The organism is Mesorhizobium sp. CAU 1732 (assembly GCF_039888675.1).
GTDB lineage: Bacteria > Pseudomonadota > Alphaproteobacteria > Rhizobiales > Rhizobiaceae > Aerobium.
In genome coordinates this window covers 1,156,810-1,181,855 of the sequence record NZ_JBDQQR010000001.1, presented here as the reverse complement: position 1 = coordinate 1,181,855, position 25,046 = coordinate 1,156,810, and the positions used below count along the sequence as shown (strand labels likewise).

The following is a 25,046-nucleotide window of genomic DNA, read 5'->3' as shown; positions in this document are numbered from 1 at the left end:
TGACCGCCTTTACACACTTTACAAACAAAGGCATCTGATGCGCTTTGACAATTTTGACAAATTTACAATCACAATCTGTGAAAAGCAAGACAGCTTCACCCGATTTATTGGAGCCTTTTCAGCAATTTCCTCGTTCTCTTCGGCAATGCAATGTAAATCCGTCACATAGAAAAACACCGGCAATGCCCGGACGGACAAACATGATACACGCTACGGAGACGGCAATGACTGACTTTTACAACCTCGTTCCATCTGCTCCCGAAGGTCGCTTCGACGGCGTCGATCGCCCCTATTCTGCCGAGGACGTAAAGCGGCTGCGTGGCTCCGTCCAAATCCGGCATTCGCTGGCCGAGATGGGCGCGAACCGTCTCTGGAAGCTCATTCACGAGGAAGATTTCGTCAACGCGCTCGGCGCGCTCTCCGGCAATCAGGCCATGCAGATGGTCCGCGCCGGGTTGAAGGCGATCTACCTCTCGGGTTGGCAGGTCGCGGCCGACGCCAACACGGCGTCATCGATGTATCCCGACCAGTCGCTTTACCCCGCCAATGCGGCTCCGGAACTGGCCAAGCGCATCAACAAAACGCTGCAGCGCGCCGACCAGATCGAGACCTCGGAAGGCAAGGGCCTGTCGGTGGACACCTGGTTCGCGCCGATCGTGGCTGACGCGGAAGCCGGCTTTGGCGGTCCTCTGAACGCCTTCGAAATCATGAAGGCTTTCATCGAGGCGGGCGCGGCCGGCGTTCACTACGAAGACCAGCTCGCATCGGAGAAGAAGTGCGGCCATCTCGGCGGCAAGGTTCTGATCCCGACCGCAGCGCATATCCGCAACCTCAACGCCGCACGGCTTGCAGCCGACGTCATGGGCACGCCGACACTGGTGATCGCCCGCACCGACGCGGAAGCCGCAAAGCTGATCACATCGGATATCGACGAGCGCGACCAGCCCTTCGTCGATTACGATGCGGGTCGCACGGTCGAAGGCTTCTACAACGTCAAGAACGGCATCGAGCCCTGCATCGCGCGCGCCATCGCCTATGCGCCGCATTGCGACCTGATCTGGTGCGAGACGTCGAAGCCGGACCTCGAGCAGGCGCGCAAATTCGCGGAAGGCGTGCACAAGGCGCATCCGGGCAAGCTGCTTGCCTACAACTGCTCGCCGTCCTTCAACTGGAAGAAGCATCTGGACGACGCGACCATCGCCAAGTTCCAGCGTGAACTCGGCGCGATGGGCTACAAGTTCCAATTCATCACGCTGGCCGGCTTCCATCAGTTGAACCACGGCATGTTCGAGTTGGCGCGCGGCTACAAGGATCGCCAGATGGCCGCCTATTCGGAGCTTCAGGAAGCGGAGTTCGCTTCCGAGGTTAACGGCTACACAGCGACCAAGCACCAGCGCGAAGTCGGCACCGGCTATTTCGACGCCGTCTCCATGGCGATCACGGGCGGCCAGTCATCGACGACCGCAATGAAGGAATCGACAGAACACGACCAGTTCCGCCCTGCGGCGGAGTGATCCGATCAACGGCCCAAGGGCACATCCAAGGAGAAGACAAATGGCTCCCAGAACCCGCGTCAAGGAACGGGCCGAGGAACAGTCCTCGACCATGAATACCGACCAACAGGCCATCATCCGCATGGTGGCCAACGACCTGCACAGGCTGAACCAGTCTGTCATGAAGGCTGTCGAAGCCGGAGTGTCGGTCGAGTTGGTACGATCGGCTCGCCATCACAACGAGGGAAACTGGGGCGATCTGATGATCCCGGTGATCGTCACCAATATTCCTACCGGAGCCTGATCGGCCAGTATCGTTCTGCGAAGAAGGGGCCGCGTACCAAGCGCGGCCCCTTCTTCAACTATATGTGGCGGCTTACTTACTTCATCTGCTTGACTCGATTCCGGAAGTCGAGAACAAAGAGTTGTCATATTGACATCAGCCCCACGCACTCCGGTCGATCGGTAACTTCATGCCGTATCCGAGATACGACGCCTCAGAAGACGCGCGCGGTCGTAGGTCTGACGCGAATTTCGAACTCGCTCTCGTGGTCGGCGCGTCCCAGATCAATCGCATCGTCGTCTCACGCATCGCCCAGCGGGCCGGGCTCAAGGTGATCGACGAAACGCCAGAGCGCGCCTGCGCGGCGCTTACGGCAAATCTGCCGGGCACCGTCATCGTCGAGATAGGCCCCGATGAACGGGATTTTGCGGAGCTGATGGAATGTCTGGCGGCGCAAAGGCTGGCAGCCGGCCGGCCGGCACCCTTCGTGATCGTGGTTTCCAGCGCCACCGCACAGACAGGCGCCGTCAAGAAGGGCGGTATCATCGATGCGATCGTCGTCAAGCCGATCACGCCGGAAAGCCTGCAGCCCCTCATCCAGAGCATGATGGACAGGGTGCGCGACTGATCGCGCCTGTCGCGCGACGGCTTCGCCAGTGCAGTCGACGGAACCGCCCCCTTTTCTTCGTTACCGCAGCCCGGCTATACTGGCGCATCTGAAACATTCCCCTGGTGATTGATGCCGCCTGCAAAGAAGGACGCCCGACCCTCCGGCAGTGGAGGTCGCGTACGCATACCCGAGTTCGTCAAAAGCCAGCGCGGCGTGAAGAACTGGAAGGAGGCGGCGGGCTGGCTCGACTGGCGCGGGATCGAGGACATCGAGTGCATCACGCCTGATCAGGCGGGCGTCGCGCGCGGCAAGATGATGCCGTCGAAGAAGTTCACCTCGAACACCTCGCTGGCGTTACCGTCGGCGGTGTTCATGACGACGATCACCGGCGGCTACCCCGAGGACGGCAACGGCTTTTCCTACCCGGAGGATGACGGCGACCTGAAGCTGGTCCCCGACCTCTCGACCATTTCGGTCGTGCCGTGGGAAAGCGACCCGACCGCGCAGGTCATCTGCGACCTCGTCCATCAGGATGGGCGGCTGGTGGAGTTCACTCCGCGCAACGTGCTGCGCCGGGTGGTGGCAGCCTATGCGGAACGCGGACTCAAGCCGGTGGTCGCCCCCGAAATCGAGTTCTATCTGGTTCGCAAGAATCCCGATCCGGACTATCCGCTCACACCACCTGTCGGTCGCTCGGGACGTCCGATCGGCGGCGGGCAAGGCTATTCGATCGCCGGCGTCAATGAGTTCGACGAACTGATCGACGACATCTACCATTTCTCGGAAGGCCAGGGCCTGGAGATCGACACGCTCATCCACGAAGAGGGTGCCGGCCAGCTCGAAATCAACCTGCGGCACGGCGACCCGGTGGAACTGGCCGACCAGGTGTTCCTGTTCAAGCGCACCATTCGCGAGGCCGCGTTGAAGCACGAGACCTACGCGACCTTCATGGCGAAACCGATCCAGGGTCAGCCGGGCTCCGCCATGCACATCCACCAGTCGATCGTCGACAAGAAGACGGGCAAGAACGTGTTCTCCGGCGCGGACGGCTCGGAGACCGGCGATTTCCGTCACTTCATCGGCGGCATGCAGCGGCACATCCCGAATGCACTCGTGATGCTCGCGCCCTACGTGAATTCCTATCGCCGCCTGACGCAGGCGGCATCCGCCCCCGTCAATGCGAAATGGGGCTATGACAACCGCACCACCGCTTTCCGCGTACCGCGATCCGACCCCGCGGGGCGCCGCGTGGAAAACCGGATCCCGTCATCCGACGCCAATCCCTATCTCGCGCTGGCAGCCTCGCTTGCCTGCGGGCTGATCGGGATGCTCAACCAGATTGAGCCCGACGCACCGGCCGGCACCACGGTCAACGAGGACGAGATCGAACTGCCCCGCGGCCTGCTCGAGGCGGTGGACCTCTTCGAGAACGATCAGGCATTGCGCGAAATCCTGGGATCGTCCTTCGTCTCGACCTATGCTGCGATCAAGAAAGCGGAGTTCGAGACCTTCATGGAAGTGATCAGTCCCTGGGAGCGGGAGTTTTTGCTGCTGAATGTGTGAATGGTGGGGCAGCGGTGCACCAACCGCTGCTCTCCAAAAACTGTCCCTACTCTCCTCCCCCGATCCGAGCACCCATGACCGCAGCCACCTACACCTCCCCCATCTCGCCCGGCTATTCGTGGTACGAGGCGACTGTCGGCGAGCGGCCGGAATATCCGGTGCTCGATGGCGACGTGTCGGCGGATGTCGTGATCATCGGCGGGGGGTTCACCGGTCTGTCGGCAGCAACCCATCTCGCCAAGGCGGGTACGAATGTTGTGCTCATCGAGGCGGAGCGCTTCGGTGACGGCGCGTCCGGGCGCAATGGCGGACAATTGGGAACGGGGCAGCGCGGTTCGCTCGACGAATTGGAGGCAGAGCTTGGCTGGACCCGCGCGAAAGCGCTGTTCGACCTCGCGGAAGAGGCCAAGGCGCATCTCCTGGAGTTCAGCGAGACCAATGGCATCGAGATCGATTTCATGCCGGGGCAACTCTCGGTGGCGCACAAGAAACGCTATGTCGACGACTACCGCAAATATGCCGACTACATGCAGGAGAAGGCCGGCTATCCGCACATGACCTTCATGGATGCGGAGGAGACCGCACAGCGCGTCGGCTCGCGACGCTACTACGGCGGAACGCGCGATGTCGGGACAGGCCATATCCACCCCTTAAAGCTGGTGATCGGCACTGCCCGCGTCGCGGCGGCGGCGGGCGCCAAGCTCTATGAAAAGACGCGCTCGACCGGCATCATTTCGCAAGGCGGCAAGGTCCGGGTCACGACACCGCGCGGGACCATCACCGCCGACAAGGCGCTGATCGCCGTCAACGCCTATGGCGGCGACCTCGAGCCGGAGAGTGCGGCGCATGTCATGCCGATCGGCTCGTTCATCGGCGCGACCGTGCCGCTTGGTTCCGACAGTCCGGTGATCCCGGGTGGCGAGTCCGTGGACGATTCCCGCTTCGTCGTGCGCTATTTCCGCAAATCGAAGGACGGACGGCTGCTGTTCGGCGGGCGCGAAATCTACACGGTCGACGACCCCGCCGACATCTCAACCCACATCCGGCGGCAGATCGCCGAGGTCTATCCGGCCCTTAGGGATGTCGAGATCACCCATTCCTGGGGCGGGTTCGTCGGCATCACCATGCCGCGCAAGCCGTTCGTGCGGGAGGTGATGCCGAACGTCATCTCGGCCGGCGGCTATTCCGGCCATGGCGTGATGCTCTCGAATTTCGTCGGCAAGCTCTATGCCGAAACAGTGGCCGGCAATCGCGACAGGCTGAAGCTGTTCGAGGATTTGAAGATACCGCCCTTCCCCGGCGGGCGTCGCTTCCGGTCGCCGCTGCTGTTCCTCGCGCTGAGCTGGTATGCGCTGCGGGACAGGATCTGACGCGATTGGTTCTCGAGCCGCGTCTCACCTCACCCGACGTGACGCTGATCGCCGAACTCTTCCCGCCGGTCTTCCGCCGCATCTGCTCGAAAGGCGGATGAACCGCAGCGTTCAGAGCGGCCAGAAAAACAGGATCGTCGGCACGCCGACGGCGATGATGAGCAGTTCCAGCGGCAACCCCAGACGCCAGTAGTCGCTGAACCGATATCCGCCCGGCCCATGATGATGGCGTTGTTCTTGTGGCCGATCGGCGTCAGCAGACCGCATGTTGCGGCAACCGCCACACCCATCAGGAACGGATCTGGCGAAACGCCCAGGGACTGCGCGACGCCCACGCCGATCGGCGCGGCGATGAGCGCCGTCGCAATGGAGTTCAGAAAGTCGGACAACACCATCGTCACCGCCATGACGATCGCCAGGATCGCCCACGCGGGCATGCCGCCTGTCCGACCGATGATCGCCTCCGTGATCAGTTCGGTGCCTCCCGCATCCTCGAAAGCCGTTCCAAGCGGGATAAGCGCTGCCAACAGAACGATGATCGGCCATTCGACCGACCCATAGATATCCGTTGGCGTGACGATGCTGAGAACCGCGTAGATCGCTACAACGGCCGCGAGCGCGATGGACAGCGGCACCCAGCCGACGACGGTCAATGCGATCGCGGCCACGAAAATGCCGATCGTGAGCGCGGCCTTGGCGTCGCTGGATGACCGCATGGCTTCGATCCGCGATCGGCAGCGTGCCGAGCCAATCCGCTGCGTCTGACAGACGGTCCACCGGGCCGAACAGCAACAGCACGTCGCCCTGTCGGATCGCCGCGTGCTCGACGCGTTCACGCAGACGCTTGCCCCTTCGTGACAAGCCGAGCAGACTGACGCCACGGCGATAGCGAAGACGCATCTCGTGCACGTTGCGCCCGATCGCACGCGACCCTTCCGGAACGATCACCTCCATCAGCGAGACCGACTTGTCGGTGAGGCCTTCCTTCATCTCCTGTTTCGCGAGCGCCAGCTTGGCGGCGCCAATGAATGCCTCGATGGACTTGGGGTCACCCTCGAGGACCAGGAAATCGCCCTTCTTCAGTTCCGTCGCCGCCGCGAAGCCGGGCAGCCGCTTTCCGCGCCTGATCAGGCCGAGGATGGTGACGTCGTTCTCGTCGCCCAGTGCGTAGAAGTCCGCGGGCGTCTTCCCTATCGCAGACGACTTTTCGGGAACGCGCGCCTCGGCCATGAACAGGTCGCTCTCCATCAAACTCGGGCGCGTGCGCTCCGACCGCTGAGGGATGAGACGCCAACCGATCGTAGCGACAAAGGCGATGCCGACGGCTGCGCACACCAACCCGACTGGCGCGAAATCGAACATGCGATAGGGCTCGCCCAGCGCTTCCTGGCGGAACTGCGCAATGACAATGTTCGAGGGCGTGCCGATCAGCGTGATCATGCCGCCGAAAATCGTCGCGTAAGACAGAGGCATCAGGGTGAGCGAAGGCGAGCGCAGAGCCTTTTTGGCGGCCTCCATGTCGAGCGACATCAAGATGACGATCGCCGCGACATTGTTGATGACGGCAGACAATGCAGCGCCCGTGACCGACATGATGGTGATGTGGACGGGGAGCGGGCGCGATGCCGAGACCACATATTGCGCGATGAGTTCGACCGCGCCGGCGTTGATCATCGCTCGCGAGATGACGAGAACGAGCGCCACGATGATCGTCGCCTCGTGGCCGAAACCTTCGAACGCTTCCTCCGCGCCGATTGCACCCCCGACCACCGCGATGATGAGCGCGCCGAATGCGACGAGATCGTAGCGCACCCTGCCCCAGACGAGCATCACCAGCACACCACCGAGAAGGCCGAAAATGAAAATCTGATCGTATGTCACCGATGCCCCTCGGCGCTCAGAACAAGAGCCGTGACGGTAACGAAACCGGTGCCCACTCGTTCCCGCAGATCGCCGCCGTCAACCGAGCTTGCGCACGATGACGCTGCCGACGGAATAGCCTGCGCCGAACGAGCAGATGACGCCGAGGCTGTCTGCGGGAAGGTCGGCGGAATATTGCGAAAAGGCGATGATCGAGCCCGCAGACGAGGTGTTGGCATATTCCTGGAGGACGTTGGGCTGTTCCTCGCGCGTCGGTTCACGGCCGAGCACCTTCTCGCCGATCAGGTCGTTCATCGACTTGTTGGCCTGATGCAGCCAGAGCCGGTCAAGCTGGTCAGGCTGCACGTTCTCGTCGGAGAGATGCGACAGCATCAGTTCGGTCACCCACGGCACGACCTGCTTGAAGACCTTGCGGCCCTCCTGCATGAACTGCATGTCGCGGCGGTCTTCCATGTGACCTTCGCGGGTGCGGCGCAGAAAGCCGTTATTGTTGCGGATGTTGTTCGAAAATTCCGTCAGGCAGCGTGTCGAGAGGATTTCCCACGCATTGCCGCCTTCGACCGCGTCGGCGCGTTCCAAGACCACCGCCGTGCAGACATCGCCGAAGATGAAGTGGCAATCGCGGTCGCGCCATTCGTGATGGCCGGAGGTGATCTCGGGATTGACCATCAGGATCGCGCGTGCGGAGTCGGAGCGGATCATGTCGGCGGCCGCCTGGATGCCGAAGGTCGCCGACGAGCAGGCGACGTTCATGTCGAACGCGAACCCCTTGATGCCCAACGCCTGCTGAACCTCGATGGCGATCGCCGGATAGGCCCGCTCGTGGTTCGACGCCGCACAGATCACGGCATCGATCTGATCGGCGGTGCGGCCGGCGGCTGCAAGCGCATCGCGGGCGGCGGCGACCGCGATTTCGGCCATGATCGACAATTCGTCGTCGCTGCGTTCGCGCAGTTCGGGACGCATGACAGCAGGGTCGAGGACGCCTTTCTTGTCCATGACATGTCGGCGCTCGATGCCGGAGGCGCGGACGATGAACTCTTCGCTCGACATCGGGAGCGCCTGCACATCGCCAGCCTCGATCGCGGCCTTGCTGGCCTCGTTCCAGCGTTCGGCATAGGCATTGTACGACGCGACCAGTTCGGCGTTGGTGATGATCTCTTCGGGCGTGAAAATGCCCGTTCCGCTGATCGCGACCCTGTGCATGGCGTTTCCCGTCGGCTTTTCTCGTTGCGCCTGTCTTTACACCGAAGTGCGGCGGTTGGAAGCCGTCAGCCTATTTCCAGAGGCCCACTTTCGCTTCGCGGGCGCGCGCTTCGACGCCGGAATAATCCTGCCGCGATCGCACCAGTCCTTGCCTGACCATCTCGCTGCCAACATCGAGCCCGCCAACCTCGCATGTCACGAAACCGGCTTCCTTCTCGACGCAGGTGAAATCCGGTTCGGCGGCGAGGCTCTGCAACTCTTCGAAGGCGCGCTGGCCGCAGTCCCAGCGCTCATTTTTGGTCGTGGTGCAGGTCTCGCTGGGCGACGGGGCGATGGTTCCCCAAATCTCGACGGTCTTGCCATCGTAGACGAGCGAGTCGCCGTCGAGGACCTTGATCTCGGCCGCCTGCGCAGACGCGATGAACGCCAGTGTCGAGACGAGGCCGGCGAGAGAGCGGAGGGTGCGCATCAGATGCACCTGCCGCCATCGACTTCAAGCGCGACGCCGGTGATGAACGCCGCATCGTCGGATGCCAGCCAGAGCGCGGCGTTCGCGATGTCGAGCGGTGTCGAGAGCCGCCCCAGCGGGATCGAGGCGCGGAACTTCGCACGCAGTTCCGGCGTGTCCTCGCCCATGAACTGGGCGAGCATGCCTGTCTCGCCGGCGACCGGGCAGAGGCAATTCACGCGAATGTTCTTCGGCGCCAGTTCGACCGCCATCGACTTCGTCGCCGTGATCGCCCAACCTTTGGATGCGTTGTACCAGGTGAGACCGGGGCGCGGGCGCAGGCCCGCCGTCGAGGCGGTGGTGATGATCGACCCGCCGCCCTGCTTTTCCATGATTGGGGCCACCGCCAGCGTCGAATAGTAGATCGCCTTCATGTTGACCGACGTGATCAGGTCGAAAACGTCCTCTGGGACCTGCAGGAGATCGCCGTTGCGATGCGTGTAGCCGGCATTGTTGATCATGATGTCGACGCGCCCGAAGGCATCAATCGCCGTTGCGACCATCTCGTCGATCTCGCTCTTCAGCGACACGTCGGTCTGGACCGCGACCGCGACATCGCCGATCTCGGAAGCCACGCGCTCCGCGCCCTTGATGTTCAAATCGGCGACGACCACCTTCGCGCCTTCCTCCGCAAAACGCTTCGCCATGCCTTCGCCGAAACCTGATGCCGCGCCGGTGATGATGGCGACTTTGTCTTTCAGACGATCCATATTCGCAACGTGCTCCTGATGTTTGCCCATGAGCTTTACCGGCTTGCGCGCCGCTGACAAGCTTTCCCATTTCCACGCCCCCGGCACCCTTCTCCCCGCTTGGGAGGAAAGGCTAACCTCATTACTGCAGATCGAGGACCGTCCGAACTATCCGTGGTTGAACACGATCGTCTTCGTGGCGCTCATGTCGTAGAGCGCCTCAAAGCCTTTCTCGCGGCCGTGGCCGGATTTCTTGAAACCGCCGAAGGGCAGTTCGATCCCGCCGCCGGCGCCGTAGCCGTTGACGAAGACCTGTCCGGCGCGGACCTTTTTCGCGACGCGGTGCTGGCGGGCGCCGTCTTTGGTCCAGACCCCCGCGACGAGGCCGAAATCGGTGCCGTTGGCCAGCCGGATGGCATCGGCTTCGTCGTCGAACGGGAAGACGGTCAGCACAGGCCCAAAAACCTCTTCCTGGGCGATCGTCGCCAGCGGATCGACCGAGCCGAACAGAACCGGCGCCTGATAGAATCCGCCGGCGGGGGCGTCGGGCGCGATAGAGCCTTCGGCGAGAACCTGCACGCCGGCTTCGCGGGCTGCCGCGACCATGCCGGCGACACGATCGCGCTGCCTGGCATTGATCAGCGCGCCGAGATCGAGGTCGGCATCGTGCGGTCCGGCGACCAGTTTCGAGAAGCGTTCGGCGAGGCCTTCGGCGATCCTCTTATAGACAGGCCGCTCGACCAGAACGCGGCTGCCGGCCGAGCAGGTCTGGCCGCCATTCTGGATGATGGCGTTGACGAGGATGGGCAGCGCTGCATCGAGGTCCGCGTCGGCGAAGACGATCTGAGGCGACTTGCCGCCGAGCTCCATCGTGACGCCGCGGTTGTTGACGGCCGCCGCCTGCTGGATCGCGGTGCCTGTCGGCGGCGAACCGGTGAAGGTGACGTAGTCGACAAGCGGGTGGGCGGAAAGGGCCGCGCCCGCATCGCGGCCGTAGCCAGTGATCACGTTGAACACGCCGGACGGAATGCCGGCCTCCAGCGCGAGCTGGGCGATGCGGATGGTCGTGAGCGAGGCGTCTTCGGCGGGTTTCACGACGAGCGTGTTGCCCATGGCCAGGGCTGCGCCGGCAACGCGCGCGAGAATCTGCATCGGGTAGTTCCACGGAATGATGCCGGCGACGACGCCATGCGGCTCGCGCAAAGTAAGCGCGGTGTAGCCGTCGAGAAACGGAATGGTGTCGCCGTGGATCTTGTCGCCCGCGCCGCCGTAGAATTCATAGTAGCGCATGGTCGCGGTGACGTCGGCCTTGCCCTGACGCGCGGGCTTGCCGGTATCGCGTGACTCCAGCGCCGCAAGCTCGTCTCCGTGCTTTTCGACAAGCTGGGACAGGCGCGTGAGGCACCGGCCGCGCTCCACGGCCGGCATGCGGCTCCAGGGCCCGTCTTCAAACGCCTTGTGGGCGACCTTCACCGCGCGATCGACATCGGCGGTCCCAGACGCCGGGATAGATGCGAAGACCTTTCCGTCCGAGGGACACAGGACGTCGATACGTTCGCCAGAGAGCGCGTCGGCCGGCTGGCCGTCGATCAGGTTCATGAAGGCGATGCCCTCGGCGACGGTTCGTGAGTGGGGCGTTCCCATGTCGGTATTCTCCGCGTTTCCCAACCCTGGCTGTCCTATCGGCTTGAAAGCACGAGCGCGATGGACCAGATTCAGGACCGTGACGAAACCAGCGCGACAAATTGTGTCAAGCTCGCCAAGAGACGTGGCACGGTCTGGTTTTATTAAATCGATTAGATTATATGCATCCCGCAAGTGCTAACAGCAGGACGTCCAGGCACCGATGACCAGCCAGATCATACCCGTCGATCCGTTCGATTTCATCATTTTCGGCGGAACCGGCGATCTCGCCGAACGTAAGCTCCTCCCCGCGCTCTATCAACGCCAGATCGCGGGCCAGTTTTCGGAGCCTACGCGCATCATCGGCGCATCGCGCTCGACGCTCAGCGACGACGAGTTCCGCGATTTTGCCCGCAAGGCTTTGACGGAACACGTCAAGCAGGAGGAGCGCAAGGACGACGAGATCGAGACGTTCGTCGCGCGCCTCAGCTATATTCCGATCGATGCGAAGACCGGCGAGGGATTCGAGAAGCTCAAGGACGCGATCGGCGACAGCAAGTCGATACGCGCCTATTATCTGGCGGTCGCGCCGGCGCTGTTCGGCGACATCGCGACCAATCTGGAAAAGCACGGCCTGACAGGCGGCGATGTGCGCATCGTGGTCGAGAAGCCGATCGGCCGGAGCCTGGCGACCGCCCATGCCCTGAACGACGCGATCGGCTCGGTTTTCGATGAGCACCAAATCTTCCGCATCGACCACTATCTCGGCAAGGAGACGGTCCAGAACCTGATGGCTCTGCGCTTCGCCAACGCGCTCTATGAGCCCCTGTGGAACTCGACCCACATCGACCACGTGCAGATCACAGTGGCGGAGACCGTCGGGCTGGAAGACCGCGTCAGCTATTACGACAAGGCAGGCGCGCTGCGCGACATGGTGCAGAACCACATGCTCCAGCTTCTGTGCCTCGTCGCGATGGAACCGCCCTCCTCCATGGACGCCGACGCCGTGCGCGACGAAAAGCTGAAGATTCTGCGCTCGCTCAAGCGGGTGAACGGCAACGAGGCGCCAAAAGAGACCGTGCGCGGCCAGTACAAGGCCGGTGCGTCGGCCGGTGGCGCGGTGAAGGGTTATGCCGAAGAACTCGGCACCGAAAGTGACACGGAAACATTCGTCGCGATCAAGGCGGAGATCGGCAACTGGCGCTGGGCAGGCGTGCCGTTTTACCTGCGAACCGGCAAGCGGCTCGCCGAGCGCGTCTCGGAAATCGTCATTCAGTTCAAGCCGGTGCCGCACTCGATCTTCGACGACAGCGCCGGCGTGATCACGGCCAACCAACTCGTCATCCGGTTGCAGCCCGACGAGGGCGTGAAGCAGTGGATCATGATCAAGGATCCGGGTCCGGGGGGCATGCGCCTGCGCCAGATCCCGCTCGACATGAGCTTCGCGGAATCCTTCGAGGTGCGCAATCCCGACGCCTATGAGCGGCTGATCATGGACGTCATTCGCGGAAACCAGACGCTGTTCATGCGGCGCGACGAGGTCGAGGCCGCGTGGTCGTGGATCGACCCGATCCTCGCCTCCTGGCAGGAAAACCGGCATGCGGCTCAAGGTTACACCGCGGGGACCTGGGGCCCTTCCGCCTCGATCGCGCTGATCGAGCGCGATGGGCGCACCTGGCACGAGAGCATGTGACCATGGTGGCATCTGCCGACTGGCGCGAATTCTCCTCCAGCGAAGCGCTTGCCGAGACGCTGGCGGATGACGTTGCAGGGAAGCTGAAGCAAGCCATTCGGGATCGCGGATCGGCGTTGCTGGCGGTTTCCGGCGGCTCCACGCCGGGGCGTTTCTTCGACGCGCTGGCGCGAAAAAATCTCGACTGGAAAAACGTCGTGGTCACGCTGGTGGACGAGCGGTTCGTTCCGCCCTCGTCCGAGCGCTCCAACGAGCGGCTCGTGCGCGAACGCTTGCTGACGAGCGAGGCGCGACTGGCGCGTTTCGTGTCGCTCTACAACGATGCAGGCTCGGTGGAGGACGCGGCAGCGCAGGCGGAGGCAGGGCTGGCGTTGTTCGGACCGGTGCTCGACGTCGCGATCCTCGGCATGGGTACCGACGGCCATACCGCATCCTTCTTCCCGGACGCGTCGAACCTGGGCGACCTCACCGATCCCGCACAGCCGCGACGCGTCATGGCGGTCCACGCGAAAAGTGCCGGCGAGCCGCGCTTGACACTTCCATTGTCCCGGGTTGTGGAAGCCGGTTTTCTGGCGCTTCATATCGAAGGATCGGAAAAACGCGCCGTGCTGGAGGCTGCGTTGCAGCCCGGTGATGCGAAACCGATCAGCGCGATCTTCGCGCACGCCGTGAGGCCCGTGCCCGTCTATTGGGCCGGTGGAAAGGACGGACAGTCATGACAGCCAGACCGGAGATCGAGGCCATCACCGCGCGCATTCGCGAGCGCTCTAGGCCGACGCGCGAGGCTTATCTGGCCCGCGTCGATGCGGCCGCGAGCGCCGGCGTGCACCGCTCGGTTCTGTCCTGCGGCAACCTCGCGCACGGCTTTGCAGCGTGCGGGCCCGTCGACAAGCAGGCGCTCGCCGGCGACCGCGTGCCGAACCTCGGCATCATCACGTCCTACAACGACATGCTGTCCGCGCATCAGCCGTTCGAGACGTACCCGCAACTCATCAAGCTCGCGGCAACCGAAGCCGGCGGCGTGGCGCAGGTGGCGGGCGGCGTGCCGGCGATGTGCGACGGCGTCACGCAGGGCCAGCCGGGCATGGAACTGTCGCTGTTCTCGCGCGACGTGATCGCCATGTCGGCGGCGATCGGCCTGTCGCACAACATGTTCGACGCGGCCGTCTATCTTGGCGTCTGCGACAAGATCGTGCCCGGCTTGCTGATCGCCGCCATGACGTTCGGTCACCTGCCGGCGGTTTTCATACCCGCGGGGCCCATGACGTCGGGACTGCCCAACGATGAGAAGGCGCGCATCCGCCAGCTCTATGCGGAGGGCAAAGTCGGCCGTGCGGAGCTTCTCGAGGCGGAAGCGAAGTCCTATCACGGCCCCGGCACCTGCACCTTCTACGGCACGGCGAATTCGAACCAGATGCTGATGGAGATTATGGGCCTGCACACGCCCGGCGCATCCTTCGTCAATCCGAACACGCCGCTGCGTGACGCGCTGACGCGGGAGGCCACAAGGCGCGCGCTGGCGATCACGGCGCTGGGCAACGAATTCGCGCCGGTCGGGCGGGTGATCGACGAGCGCTCGATCGTCAACGGCGTCGTCGGCCTGCACGCGACGGGCGGGTCGACCAATCACACGATCCACCTGCTCGCGATGGCGGCAGCCGGTGGCATCAAGCTCACCTGGCAGGACATTTCGGACATTTCGGACATCGTGCCGCTTCTGGCCCGCGTCTACCCGAACGGCCTTGCGGACGTGAACCATTTCCACGCCGCCGGCGGCATGGGGTTCCTGATCCGCGAACTGCTCGATGACGGGCTGCTGCACGAAGACGTGCGGACCGTTTGGGGCGAAGGCCTGCGCGCCTATGCGATCGAGCCGCATCTCGGCGACAACGGCAACGTCACGCGCACCCCCGCGCCCGAGACCAGCGGCGACGACAAGGTGCTGACGACTGCGGGGAAGCCTTTCCAGGCAACGGGCGGCCTTAAGGTGCTGAAGGGCAACCTCGGCAACGCCATCATCAAGACATCGGCGGTGAAACCGGACAAGCGCGTGATCGAGGCGCCGGCCATCGTCGTCCACACGCAGGACGAGCTCAATGCGGCCTTCAAGGCCGGCGAACTCGACCGCGACTTCGTCGCCGTCCTGCGCTTCCAGGGACCAAAGGCCAACGGCATGCCGGAGCTTCACAAGCTGACGACCATCCTCGGTGTCCTGCAGGATCGCGGCTACAAGGTCGCGCTCGTTACGGATGGCCGCATGTCGGGCGCGTCGGGCAAGGTGCCGGCCGCGATCCATGTGACACCGGAGGCGCTGGATGGCGGCATGATCGGTCGTGTCGAGACCGGCGATATCGTCCGGGTCGATGCCGATGCGGGAACGCTGGACGTGAAGGTGCATGACGGCGTGCTGGCAAGCCGGGCGCCCGCCGCTCCGGACCTGAGCGCAAACAGCTTCGGCATGGGACGCGAGCTCTTCGCAGGCATGCGCGCAATGGCGCTTCGCGCCGATGCTGGCGCGGCTGCTTTCGGATAATCGGGCGGCGCTTACGTCGACGCCTGTCCGTCTGCCAGCGTGCGCAAGCGTTCGACCACTTCGTCGAACTCGTCGCCCTCGAGAATATCGACGTCAAGGAGATGCGTGGAGCGAAGGCCGGCCAGTGCGAGGAAGATGACCATGGCGAGCGACGGATCGCTCGATTCCGACTTGATACGGTCAAGCAACATGCGCTCGGAGCGCTGGACGGGAAGCATAAAACTCGAGTCTTCGGCGAGCGCCGCCAGAAGGCCGGAGGGTGGCGGCTTGTTGCAGATGTGATCCTCGACAGAGAGGTCGATATAGGCAGCAAGCAGTTTGTCCCTGCTGTCCTTAGCCCCGTCGCTGCGCTCCAGAAGCGTTGCCTGGAACGAAGTCACAAAGAGTTCAACGACCGCTTCAAGCAGTTTGGCTTTCGACGGAAAATGGTACAAAAGACCACCTTTGGAGACCCCCGCGCGTGCTGCGACAGCATCGAGAGACAGATTTCCCGGTCCCGCCTCCCGCGCAATCTCCTGAGCGGCGTCCAGTATTTTCTGGCGTACATCCTGCTTGCTCAATTTCGATCCTTACGCACCATCGCTCCTGACAAAGGCTGACTTGACAATACCGTCCAGACGGTACAGTAGATTGGCCCTCGTTCGCAAGTGCGATATCGCAGTGCAGTGCATACTCCCGGCGGCGAACGCTGAAAATTACAGATCACCACAAGAAAGCCCGGCCATGATCAAGCGCCTCCTCATTGCAATCGTCCTTCTCGTTCTTGTGGCGGGGGGCCTCGTCGGCTGGAACATGTTCCGCGACAAAATGATCGAAGATTTCTTCGCCAACATGCCGGTTCAGACCGTCACGGTTTCGGCCATACCGGCCAAGCCTCAACAGATGACCCCGTCGATCGGTGCGATCGGCACGGTCAGTGCGGCCCGCGGCGTCGAACTGACCGTCGAAACCAGCGGCATCGTCAAGACGATCAACTTCGATGCCAACCAGCGAATCGAGGAAGGCGAGGTCCTGATCCAGCTCGACGACGCGATCCAGCGGGCCGACCTTTCGGCGGGCAGGACGCAAAGCGAACTCGACCAACAGTCGCTTCAGCGCGCACGGGAACTGCAGCAGCGCGGCGTCGGCTCGAATGTGACCCTCGAAGCCGCACAGGCAGCGGCAGCGGCGTCCGCGGCACAGATCGAGGCTCTTGAGGCCGCATTGCAGCAGAAGCAAATCCGCGCGCCGTTCGGCGGCACGCTGGGCATTCCGCGCGTCGATATCGGCCAGTATCTGACTCCGGGCACGGCCGTCGTGACTCTGCAGGATCTCGACACGATGCGCGTGGACTTCACGGTTCCCGAACAGCAGTTGAGCCTGCTGAAACTGGAGCAGTCCATCAGCCTCAAGGCCGACGGTCAGGACGACGCCTTCGAAGGCAAGATCTCGGGCATCGACCCGCGCGTCGACGCGGCGAGCCGGCTGGTCTCCGTCCGCGCGACCGTCACCAACCCGGACGGCCGTCTCACGCCCGGCCAGTTCGCCCGCGTCGACGTTGAATTGCCGGCGCAGGACGATGTGATTGCACTGCCGCAGACCTCCGTCGTGACGAGCCTCTACGGCGACTACGTCTATGTCGTGCGCGAGGTCGAGCCGGAGGGCGGGGCTGCGGCCGCAGACGCCGAGAAGAAGTCCGAGGCACGCCAGGTCTTCGTGACCGTCGGCAGGCGCACGGGCGACCTTGTGGAGATCGTCAAGGGCATCGAGGCGGGCGACGTCGTCGTCACCGCCGGTCAGAACCGTCTCTCGAATGGCACCATCGTTGCCATCGACAACACCATCAATCCGGGTAGCCAGACCGGAGCTCAGGCGGCATCGCAATGAATATTTCCAGTATCTTCATTCGTAGGCCCGTCCTTTCGACGGTCCTCGGGCTGCTGATCCTGCTCCTGGGTTTCCAGGGCATGTTCAATCTCCAGATCCGCCAATATCCCGAGGTTGAGGAGACCGTGATCACGATCACCACGGTCTATCCTGGCGCGAGCGCGGAACTGATCCAGGGCTTCATCACGGCACCCATCGCAGCGGCCGTCGCAACCACCGAGGACATCGACTACGTCACCTCACAGAGCCGTCCGTCGGCCAGCGTCGTGACCGTACAGATGCAACTCGGCGCCAATCCCGACGTCGCGCTGACCGAAGTCATGTCCAAGGTGAACCAGGTTCGCGGGCAGCTTCCTTCGGACGCCGAGGACCCGACGATCGTCAAGGGTACGGGCATGCAGTTCGCCACGATGTATCTGGCGCTGCAAAACCCGAACATGACCAACGAACAGGTCACCGAATATATCGAACGCGTCATCCGCCCGCGCATGTCGACCATCGAGGGCGTCGCGCAGATCGAGATCATGGGCGCAGCCGAGTATTCGATGCGCGTCTGGGTCGACCCGGTTCGGCTCGCCTCCCGCGGCCTGACTGCCGCGGAAGTTCTGGCGGCCATCAACTCGTCGAACTTCCTCGCGGCTCCCGGCAAGACGCAGAACGAATACGTCGCCTACTCCATCACGATGGAATCGACGTTGCAGACACCCGAAGCCTTCGGCGCCCTGCCGATCAAGGCGACGGGTGACGAAGTGGTGCGCCTGCGCGATGTCGCGCGCATCGAGCTCGCCGCCGAAAGCAACGACATGGTCGTCAACTTCAACGGCGAGCCGGGCACGTTCATTGGCGTGTTCCCGACCCCGTCAGCGAACCCGCTCAACACGGCTTCCGCCGTCATCTCCGAGTTGCCGGCGATACAGAACAGCCTGCCCGAAGGCATGTCCATCACGATGATGTACGACGCGACGGAGCAGATCAGCGCGTCCATCGACGAGGTGTTCGTCACCATCGCCGAGGCCGTCGGCATCGTCGTCGTGATCATCCTGTTGTTCCTCGGCTCGTTCCGCTCGGTTCTCATGCCGATCGTGACGATCCCGCTGTCGCTGATCGGCGTCTGCTTCATCCTGTTCATGCTCGGATACTCGATCAACCTGCTGTCGCTGCTGGCGATGGTGCTGGCGATCGGTCTCGTCGTGGACGACGCGATCGTTGTGGTCGAGAACATCCACCGCCATATCGAGGAAGGCCTGTCGCCCAAGCAGGCGGCGTTCGTCGGCATGGAGGAAATCACCGGCCCGGTCATCGCGATGACGATCACGCTGGCGGCGGTGTTCGCGCCGCTCGCCTTCACGGGCGGCCTGACGGGCTCGCTCTTCCGCGAGTTCGCGCTGACGCTGGCGGGTGCGGTTATCATTTCAGGTATCGTCGCCTTGACGATCACGCCGATGATGTCCGCGCGACTGTTGAAGCGCGGCAATCACAGCCGCTTCCAGAAGTTCGTCGACCGAACCTTCGACAGCGTTGCCGGTCGCTATGAGCGTCTCGTCGCGGGCTCGCTCAAGTATCGTCCTGTCACCCTGCTCATGGTACTGGTCCTCGTCGGGCTGACCGGCTTCCTGTTCATGAACACGTCGAGCGAACTGGCTCCGGAAGAAGATTCGGGCGCGCTCTTCGCGCTGGTGACCGCGCCTCCCTATGCGACGACCAACTACACCAAGTCCTACACAGACCAGATGCGCGAACTGACCAAGGACATTCCCGAGCTTTCGGCAAACTTCTCGATCGTCGGCTTCGGCGGACAGACCAATTCGGGCATCGCATTGTGGGCGTTCAAGGACTGGTCGCAGCGCGATCGCTCGCAGGCAGAAATCCAGCAGGATATCCAGGCGCGCCTGTCGAAGATCGCCGGCGTCGAAGCGCTCGTCTTCGCACCGCCATCGCTGCCGGGCGCCGGCGGCGGCCTGCCGATTTCACTTGTCATCCAGTCGACGGGCGAATCGAGCCAGGTCTACGAAGTGGCGGAACAAATCCGACAGGAGGCGCAGGCCAGCGGCCGCTTCATCGTCGTGCAGAACTCGCTGAAGTTCGACGCGCAGCAGGTTGTGGTCACGATCGACCGCGATCGTGCGGCAGCCCTCAACCTGCCGATCAGCGACATCGGTTCGACGCTCAGCCTGCTGGTTGGCGGCGGCTCGATCGCGCAGTTCGACCGCGATTCGAACAGCTACGACATCATCATGCAGGTGCCGCAGGAGTATCGCGACAACCCGTCGAAGCTGGGCGACTTCTTCGTGCGCAGCGCGACGGGCCAGATGGTGCCGCTTTCGGCGGTCGTGACGATCGAAACCAACGTGTCGGCAGCCGCGATCGAGCAGTTCAACCAGCTCAATTCGGCGACCATCGCGGCACTTCCCCTGCCCGGCGTAACGACCGGCGACGGCCTCGCAACGATCGAGAACATCGCCCGGCCGCTTCTTCCGGACGGGTTCTTCATCGACTATTCGGGCCAGTCCCGTCTGGAGGTCGCCGAGGGCAACACGATCCTCATCGCGTTCGCGCTCGCCGTGATCGTGATCTATCTCGTGCTTGCCGCGCAGTTCGAGAGCTTCCGCGATCCGCTCATCATCCTGATGTCGGTGCCGCTGTCGATCTTCGGTGCGCTGGTGCCCCTGAATCTGGGGCTCGGAACGCTGAACATCTACACGCAGGTGGGCCTGATCACCCTGATCGGCCTGATCACCAAGCACGGCATCCTGATGGTGGAGTTCGCGAACCAGCAACGCGAGGAACATGGGCTCGGCCGGTTCGAGGCGATCGTGGCGTCGGCGAAGGTTCGCCTGCGTCCGATCCTGATGACGACGGCCGCGATGTCGCTCGGCGTCATCCCGCTGATTATCGCGACGGGTGCGGGCGCCGCCGCGCGTTACTCGATGGGCCTCGTGATCTTTACGGGCGTGATCATCGGCACGGCGTTCACGCTGTTCGTGGTGCCGATGTTCTACACGTTCATCTCGCCCAAGGTGCACAAGGGCCTCGACGAGGAGCCGCAACGCAGCGAACCCTCGCCGCAACCTGCGGAATAGACAACGATAGGGCGGCTCGCGAGGCCGCCCTTTTTCGTTTCCGTGCGCAGGCGTCAGTAAGTCGTGCGGCGTTCTTCGCTGGGCGGGCGGCCGAACAGCAGGCGGTAGCTCTGCGCGAAATAGGAATGCGACGTGAACCCCGTCGCGATCGCCACGTCGAGGATCGGCATGTTCGTCTGTCGCAGAAGCTCACGGGCGCGCTCGAGGCGGAGCCGCATGTAGTAGCGGCCCGGCGTCATGTTGAGGTGACGCAGGAACAGGCGCTCGACCTGGCGAACCGACAGTCCGGCCGACTTGGCAAGCTCGACCGCCGAATAGGGTTCATCCAGATTGTCGGCCATGAGTTCGACGATCTTGCGCAGTTTCTCGGATTTTCCGGTCAAGTCGCGTTCGGGGCCGACGCGCTGGCGATCGCCGGCAGAGCGGATACGCTCGTGCTGGAACTGGTTGGCGACTTCGTTGGCGAGGTTCTGGCCGAAATCGGATCGCACGATCTCCAGCATCAGGTCGATCGATGTCGTGCCGCCGGCACAGGTGTAGCGCTTGCGGTCGATCTCGAAGACGTTGCCCGTGCAGTCGATCTCGGGAAATCGCTCCTTGAACCCGGCCTTGTTCTCCCAGTGGATGGTGCAGCGGTGGCCTTCGAGCTGGCCAGCTTCGGCCAGAAGATAGGAGCCAACCGACAGCGCGCCAAGCGCCGCGCCACGGCGACCGAGCGAACGCAGCGCGCCAAGCACCTTCGACTTGCCCGAAAATTCCGTGGTCAGCCCAAGACAGACGAAGAGAATATCGACCGGCGGCAGGTCGGCGATCGCATAGTCGATCTTGAGGGACAGACCGTTCGACGCGATCACCGCGTCACCGTCGGCCGAGACCGTCTTCCAGCCATAGACGTCCCGGCCAAGCAGACGATTCGCCGAACGGAACGTGTCGATCGCGGCGGCGAGCGAAAACATCGAGAATTTGTCAGCCAGCAGAAAGGCGAACTGTCGGCCGGGCGATGCGATATCTGTCATGACCGGCGTTCTACAGGCTGGAGGGCGTGGCTGGAAGCGCGATCAGAAGCGGGGCGGCTCGACGCCGGCCGCACGGCAGGCCGACACGAGCGTGTTGGCCATCAACATGGCGATCGTCATCGGCCCGACGCCACCGGGAACCGGCGTGATGGCCCCCGCATGCTCGGCCGCCTGGGCGAAGGCGACGTCACCCACGAGGCGCGACTTGCCCTCGCCACGCTCAGGCGCGGGGATGCGATTGATGCCGACATCGATGACGGTCGCGCCGTCCTTGACCCAATCGCCATGGACCATTTCAGGCCTGCCGACCGCTGCGACCAAAATGTCCGCCGTCCGGCACAAAGCGGGCAGGTCCTTCGTGCGCGAATGCGCGATCGTGACGGTGCAGTTGGCTGCGAGAAGCAGGTTCGCCATCGGCTTGCCGACGATGTTGGAGCGGCCGACGACAACCGCGTTGAGGCCCGACAGATCCTTGCCGCGTACGCGCTCGATCAACAGCATGGAGCCGGCGGGCGTGCAGGGCACGAAGGCCGTTGCCAGTTCACCCGTACCGAGCTTGCCGACATTGATGAAGTGAAAGCCGTCGACGTCCTTTTCCGGCGCGATCGTCTGGATGACGAGGCCCGCATCGACATGGCCTGGCAACGGGAGCTGGACCAGAATCCCGTGGATCGCCGGGTCCGCATTGAGGTCCCCGATCAGGGCCAGAAGGTCGGCCTGCGACGTGTCTTCCGGCAGCGTGTGCTGGACGGAGTGGAAGCCGCATTCCTTGGCCTTTTGGGACTTGGACGAGACGTAGACCTGGCTGGCCGGATCCTCGCCGACGATCACCACCGCGAGGCCGGGCGTGACGCCCTTCGCGATCAATCCGGATGAGGCCGCCTTGACTGTCGCGACGACGTCTTCGGCAACCTGCTTCCCATCGATGATATCGGCCATGCTCACTCCGCTGCTTCCGGTTACGCCGCCGCATTCTGGCGGAATCTGCGCAGGACGATCCCGTCATTGCGCCGTGCAATGCCGTAAACCCGAAAGTGAGCGACGTAAATCAGGTTCCGAAGCGGCGCTGTGGATCGCGGCTCTCGGCGAAGTCCTCGATGGCTTCGCGGAATTCGCGAAGGCTCTGGCGAATCTCCTCGATCGCCGCATTGGTGCGGTCATCGACGAACGCGTCCTGATCATAGGTCTCGTCGCGCGCCTGCGGAGCCAGCGGAGCGTGGTGTTGCGGCTCGGGCGCGTGAAGCGGCGCGGCCTGGTAGGGCTGCTGCGGCATCGGGCCGGATGGGTAGTGAGGCGCGGCGTAGGCAGGCGCGGCGAAATGCGGTGCGTAGCCGCGCAGATGTGCCCATGGATCGTGGGCCATCGGCTGGGCCATGAATTGCGGCATCATGTGCTGCGGCATTGCAGGCCAGACCGGCTGGGGAGCCTGCGGATAGCCGCCGTAATGTGCCGCATGATGCGGTGTTGCCGGCTGCTGCATCGGCCATCCATAGGCCTGCTGCGGCTGCGGTGCCACCGGCTGTTGGGACGGATGGAAGGGCTGGGCGTAGACAGGCGATGCCGCCTGCTGCCCGTAGCCGACATGCGCCGGTTGCTGAGGATAGTGTGCCGCCAGTGCGGGCTGGGGCTGAAGGAGGTCGGAGATGTCCGGCTGGCCGTTGTGGGGATAAGCACTCATGGGGTCTGCCTCCTCAGCTTGGATTGCATCATGGGTCATGGCGTCCGCCGACCCGGTTTCAGTGTCGATATCGGTGTCGCGAACCATCCGGGTCGCGTGGAAATCATGTGACAAGTCTTCGCGGCCTGTTTCATCCGCATCGGCATCCTCGGTTCGTCTCCACCGACTGCCGGTGATCGCGAAGCCGCCAAGCAGGCCCGCGAGCGCGCCGACCAGCGAAAAGACAGGCAAGGACGAACCCGCAGCCTCCAGTGGAGGTTCGGCACGCGAGAGGATCGTCGCGCCGCCCGCACCCAGCGTGCTGCCGCCGGCCTGCGCCGCGCGAACCTGCTCGAACGCCGCGCGATGCGCTTCCGCCTCGCGCTCCAACTCGCGCAGCCGCACGAGTTCGCCGCCTATCTCGCTTTGGCGCACCTTCATCTGGGCAAGCTGGGCTGCCAGGTCCTGCTCCTGCTGGACCGCGCGGCGAAGCTCGGTCTGCAAGGAGGCGGCGACCCGGCGCAATTCACTGGCGATGTCCTGGCGCGCGCCTTCCAGCTCCGCCTCGACGGCGAGTCGTTCGGGATGGCGTGGGCCGAGCTTGACGGATGTCCGCTCAAGCTGCTGCTTCAGTTCGGCATGACGCGAGCGCATGTCGGCCAGCGTCGGGGAGGCATACTGTTCCGGGAGCGAGCCGGTGACGATCGAATCGACATCCGCATCGCGCGTGGAGGCCGCGCGCGCATTGAGCTCGACTGTTCGGCCACGCGCCGTTGATAGCTGTTCGCCGACGCGGAGGATCTCGTCGTCGGTGATCAACCGCCCCTGCGCGTCGACCAGTCCATGCTCTCGCTTGTAGGTTTCGACCGCGCGTTCGGCCTGTTCGACCGCTGCGCGGGCTTCCTCAAGACTGGTGGAGACGGTGCCGGCGCCTGCCGAGCGGCCCACGAAGACTTCGGAGATCGTGTTGGCGATCAGCGCCGACTTGGCGGCGTCCGACGTGCCGACCGACACGGCAATGGCGGTCGATCCGCCGAGGCGCTCGGCTTCCACCGCGCGCGCGAGATTGTCGATGACGCGTCGCCGCTGATCGTCGACGGCCGACGCACCATCGCCCGACACCAGGTTTCCGACATTCGAAACGAGTGCGCCGATGCCGAACGGTCCCGAAGCCGCGCCGTTGAACTCAGCGTCTGCGGACAAATCGAGCCGTTCGGCGACCGCTCCGAGGACGGTGGAGGAGCGCAGCACGCGGAGCTGGTTGTCGACGAACGCAGCCGTGGGGTCGGACACGAAGGGCGAGCCCGAGCCCTGCGCGGTGCGGCTGTCGATGAGGATTTCGCTCGTCGCCACATAGGCCGACGGCCAGGCGAAGGCCAGGGCCGTTCCCATGGCGGCACCCGCCAGCGTGGTGGCGAGAATGGTGCGACGCGTGCCGGTCGAGACGGGCCGCCCGTCTTGCGGTGCCTCATTGGCCATCGCTGTGGTGTGGGCGACGGTGACAGGATCGCTTTGGGACGGCAGATCAGGTGTTTCGGAGACGAGCGGCTGCGGTTCGTCCAACGCCGCCTCTTCGTCGCGGCGAGCCCGCCACCGCGCAAAGATGCCGCGAACGGTTTCATCGCGATCCGCGACTTCAGGCGGCATGACAGGGGCGGGTTGTTCGGCAGCGGTCAGTTCTTCGGCAGGGTCCGGCGTCATGGCGTTGGCATGGCTTTCGCGCATCGCGCGCGCCGCCGAATGCCGGGCGACCGCGCCGTCGTCATACTGGTCGGGATGGCGCGCCAGCGTCAGGAGCGACGGGGCGCGACGTTGTCTTGGATCGTCTGCGAATTCGGACATCGATGCCTGCGGATCTCGGCGCCATGTCGGGGAGCGGGGGTTCCCAAACGTTAAGCCAACCTAAACAACGATGGAAAACAAATGGTTAATTTTTCCAGGCCGATCCGATATCAAATGGACATTCAACGAGTCG

Annotated in this window: 18 protein-coding genes and 2 pseudogenes; 10 read left to right on the top strand and 10 right to left on the bottom strand. The window is 63.7% G+C overall.

All coding sequences use genetic code 11. The annotated features are described in order from the left end of the window. Positions 1-224: 224 nt before the first annotated feature. From aceA to AAFN55_RS05780, 5 genes are all read left to right on the top strand, one after another. On the top strand, positions 225-1,514 hold the full coding sequence (aceA, locus tag AAFN55_RS05800; protein WP_347797913.1) for an isocitrate lyase: 1,290 nt from the start codon (positions 225-227) through the stop codon (positions 1,512-1,514). A gap of 40 nt (positions 1,515-1,554) precedes the next feature. Beyond that, entirely contained in the window at positions 1,555-1,797 is a 243-nt protein-coding gene (locus AAFN55_RS05795) for a hypothetical protein (protein WP_347797912.1), read from the top strand. Between the two features lie 169 nt (positions 1,798-1,966). After that, positions 1,967-2,404, top strand: coding sequence for a response regulator (locus tag AAFN55_RS05790; protein ID WP_347797911.1), 438 nt, complete (start codon positions 1,967-1,969; stop codon positions 2,402-2,404). Positions 2,405-2,515: 111 nt separating this feature from the next. Next, the gene (locus AAFN55_RS05785; RefSeq protein WP_347797910.1) at positions 2,516-3,949 is read left to right on the top strand and encodes a glutamine synthetase family protein; all 1,434 of its coding nucleotides are present in this window, start codon (positions 2,516-2,518) and stop codon (positions 3,947-3,949) included. A gap of 74 nt (positions 3,950-4,023) precedes the next feature. Further along, positions 4,024-5,319 (top strand): FAD-binding oxidoreductase, encoded by a 1,296-nt coding sequence (locus AAFN55_RS05780; RefSeq protein WP_347797909.1) that lies wholly within the window; start codon positions 4,024-4,026, stop codon positions 5,317-5,319. Positions 5,320-5,585: 266 nt separating this feature from the next. On the opposite strand, the pseudogene AAFN55_RS05775 reads toward AAFN55_RS05780, so the two are convergent. From AAFN55_RS05775 to AAFN55_RS05750, 6 genes and pseudogenes are all read right to left on the bottom strand, one after another. Beyond that, positions 5,586-6,035, bottom strand: a pseudogene (locus AAFN55_RS05775) (SLC13 family permease); the annotation flags it as partial. Positions 6,036-6,072: 37 nt separating this feature from the next. Further along, positions 6,073-7,149: pseudogene (locus AAFN55_RS05770) on the bottom strand (SLC13 family permease); the annotation flags it as partial. 129 nt (positions 7,150-7,278) lie between these two features. Next, on the bottom strand, positions 7,279-8,406 hold the full coding sequence (locus AAFN55_RS05765; RefSeq protein ID WP_347797908.1) for a beta-ketoacyl-ACP synthase III: 1,128 nt from the start codon (positions 8,404-8,406) through the stop codon (positions 7,279-7,281). A gap of 70 nt (positions 8,407-8,476) precedes the next feature. Then, positions 8,477-8,875: a thermonuclease family protein gene (locus AAFN55_RS05760; RefSeq protein ID WP_347797907.1), complete on the bottom strand. Its 399-nt coding sequence runs from the start codon at positions 8,873-8,875 to the stop codon at positions 8,477-8,479. Next, positions 8,875-9,624, bottom strand: a complete 750-nt coding sequence (locus tag AAFN55_RS05755; protein ID WP_347797906.1) for an SDR family oxidoreductase — start codon at positions 9,622-9,624, stop codon at positions 8,875-8,877. Before AAFN55_RS05755 ends, AAFN55_RS05760 begins: the two co-directional genes overlap by 1 nt. A gap of 147 nt (positions 9,625-9,771) precedes the next feature. Further along, positions 9,772-11,247, bottom strand: a complete 1,476-nt coding sequence (locus tag AAFN55_RS05750; RefSeq protein WP_347797905.1) for an aldehyde dehydrogenase family protein — start codon at positions 11,245-11,247, stop codon at positions 9,772-9,774. A gap of 202 nt (positions 11,248-11,449) precedes the next feature. Here AAFN55_RS05750 and zwf point away from each other — a divergent pair, with 202 nt between their 5' ends. The 3 genes from zwf to edd are packed head-to-tail and all read left to right on the top strand — an operon-like array spanning position 11,450 to position 15,452. Further along, on the top strand, positions 11,450-12,919 hold the full coding sequence (gene zwf, locus AAFN55_RS05745) for a glucose-6-phosphate dehydrogenase (protein ID WP_347797904.1): 1,470 nt from the start codon (positions 11,450-11,452) through the stop codon (positions 12,917-12,919). Positions 12,920-12,921: 2 nt separating this feature from the next. Continuing rightward, entirely contained in the window at positions 12,922-13,638 is a 717-nt protein-coding gene (gene pgl, locus AAFN55_RS05740) for a 6-phosphogluconolactonase (protein ID WP_347800195.1), read from the top strand. Then, positions 13,635-15,452, top strand: coding sequence for a phosphogluconate dehydratase (gene edd / locus AAFN55_RS05735; RefSeq protein ID WP_347797903.1), 1,818 nt, complete (start codon positions 13,635-13,637; stop codon positions 15,450-15,452). The genes pgl and edd overlap by 4 nt, the downstream gene beginning before the upstream one ends. An 11-nt stretch (positions 15,453-15,463) precedes the next feature. On the opposite strand, the gene AAFN55_RS05730 is transcribed toward edd, so the two are convergent. Beyond that, entirely contained in the window at positions 15,464-16,012 is a 549-nt protein-coding gene (locus AAFN55_RS05730) for a TetR/AcrR family transcriptional regulator (RefSeq protein ID WP_347797902.1), read from the bottom strand. A 163-nt stretch (positions 16,013-16,175) separates the two neighbouring features. On the opposite strand from AAFN55_RS05730, the gene AAFN55_RS05725 reads away from it, so the two are divergent. Together AAFN55_RS05725 and AAFN55_RS05720 are read left to right on the top strand one after the other, a co-directional pair. Further along, complete coding sequence (locus AAFN55_RS05725; protein WP_347797901.1) at positions 16,176-17,318, top strand: efflux RND transporter periplasmic adaptor subunit; 1,143 nt, start codon at positions 16,176-16,178, stop codon at positions 17,316-17,318. Then, a complete protein-coding gene (locus AAFN55_RS05720) occupies positions 17,315-20,398 on the top strand; it encodes an efflux RND transporter permease subunit (protein ID WP_347797900.1) in 3,084 nt (1,027 codons plus the stop codon). The genes AAFN55_RS05725 and AAFN55_RS05720 overlap by 4 nt, the downstream gene beginning before the upstream one ends. Before the next feature lie 53 nt (positions 20,399-20,451). On the opposite strand, the gene AAFN55_RS05715 is transcribed toward AAFN55_RS05720, so the two are convergent. From AAFN55_RS05715 to AAFN55_RS05705, 3 genes are all read right to left on the bottom strand, one after another. Then, on the bottom strand, positions 20,452-21,414 hold the full coding sequence (locus AAFN55_RS05715; RefSeq protein WP_347797899.1) for a GlxA family transcriptional regulator: 963 nt from the start codon (positions 21,412-21,414) through the stop codon (positions 20,452-20,454). Between the two features lie 42 nt (positions 21,415-21,456). Continuing rightward, a complete protein-coding gene (locus AAFN55_RS05710; RefSeq protein ID WP_347797898.1) occupies positions 21,457-22,353 on the bottom strand; it encodes a bifunctional methylenetetrahydrofolate dehydrogenase/methenyltetrahydrofolate cyclohydrolase in 897 nt (298 codons plus the stop codon). A gap of 109 nt (positions 22,354-22,462) precedes the next feature. Further along, positions 22,463-24,913, bottom strand: coding sequence for a hypothetical protein (locus AAFN55_RS05705; RefSeq protein ID WP_347797897.1), 2,451 nt, complete (start codon positions 24,911-24,913; stop codon positions 22,463-22,465). Between the last annotated feature and the right edge of the window lie 133 nt (positions 24,914-25,046).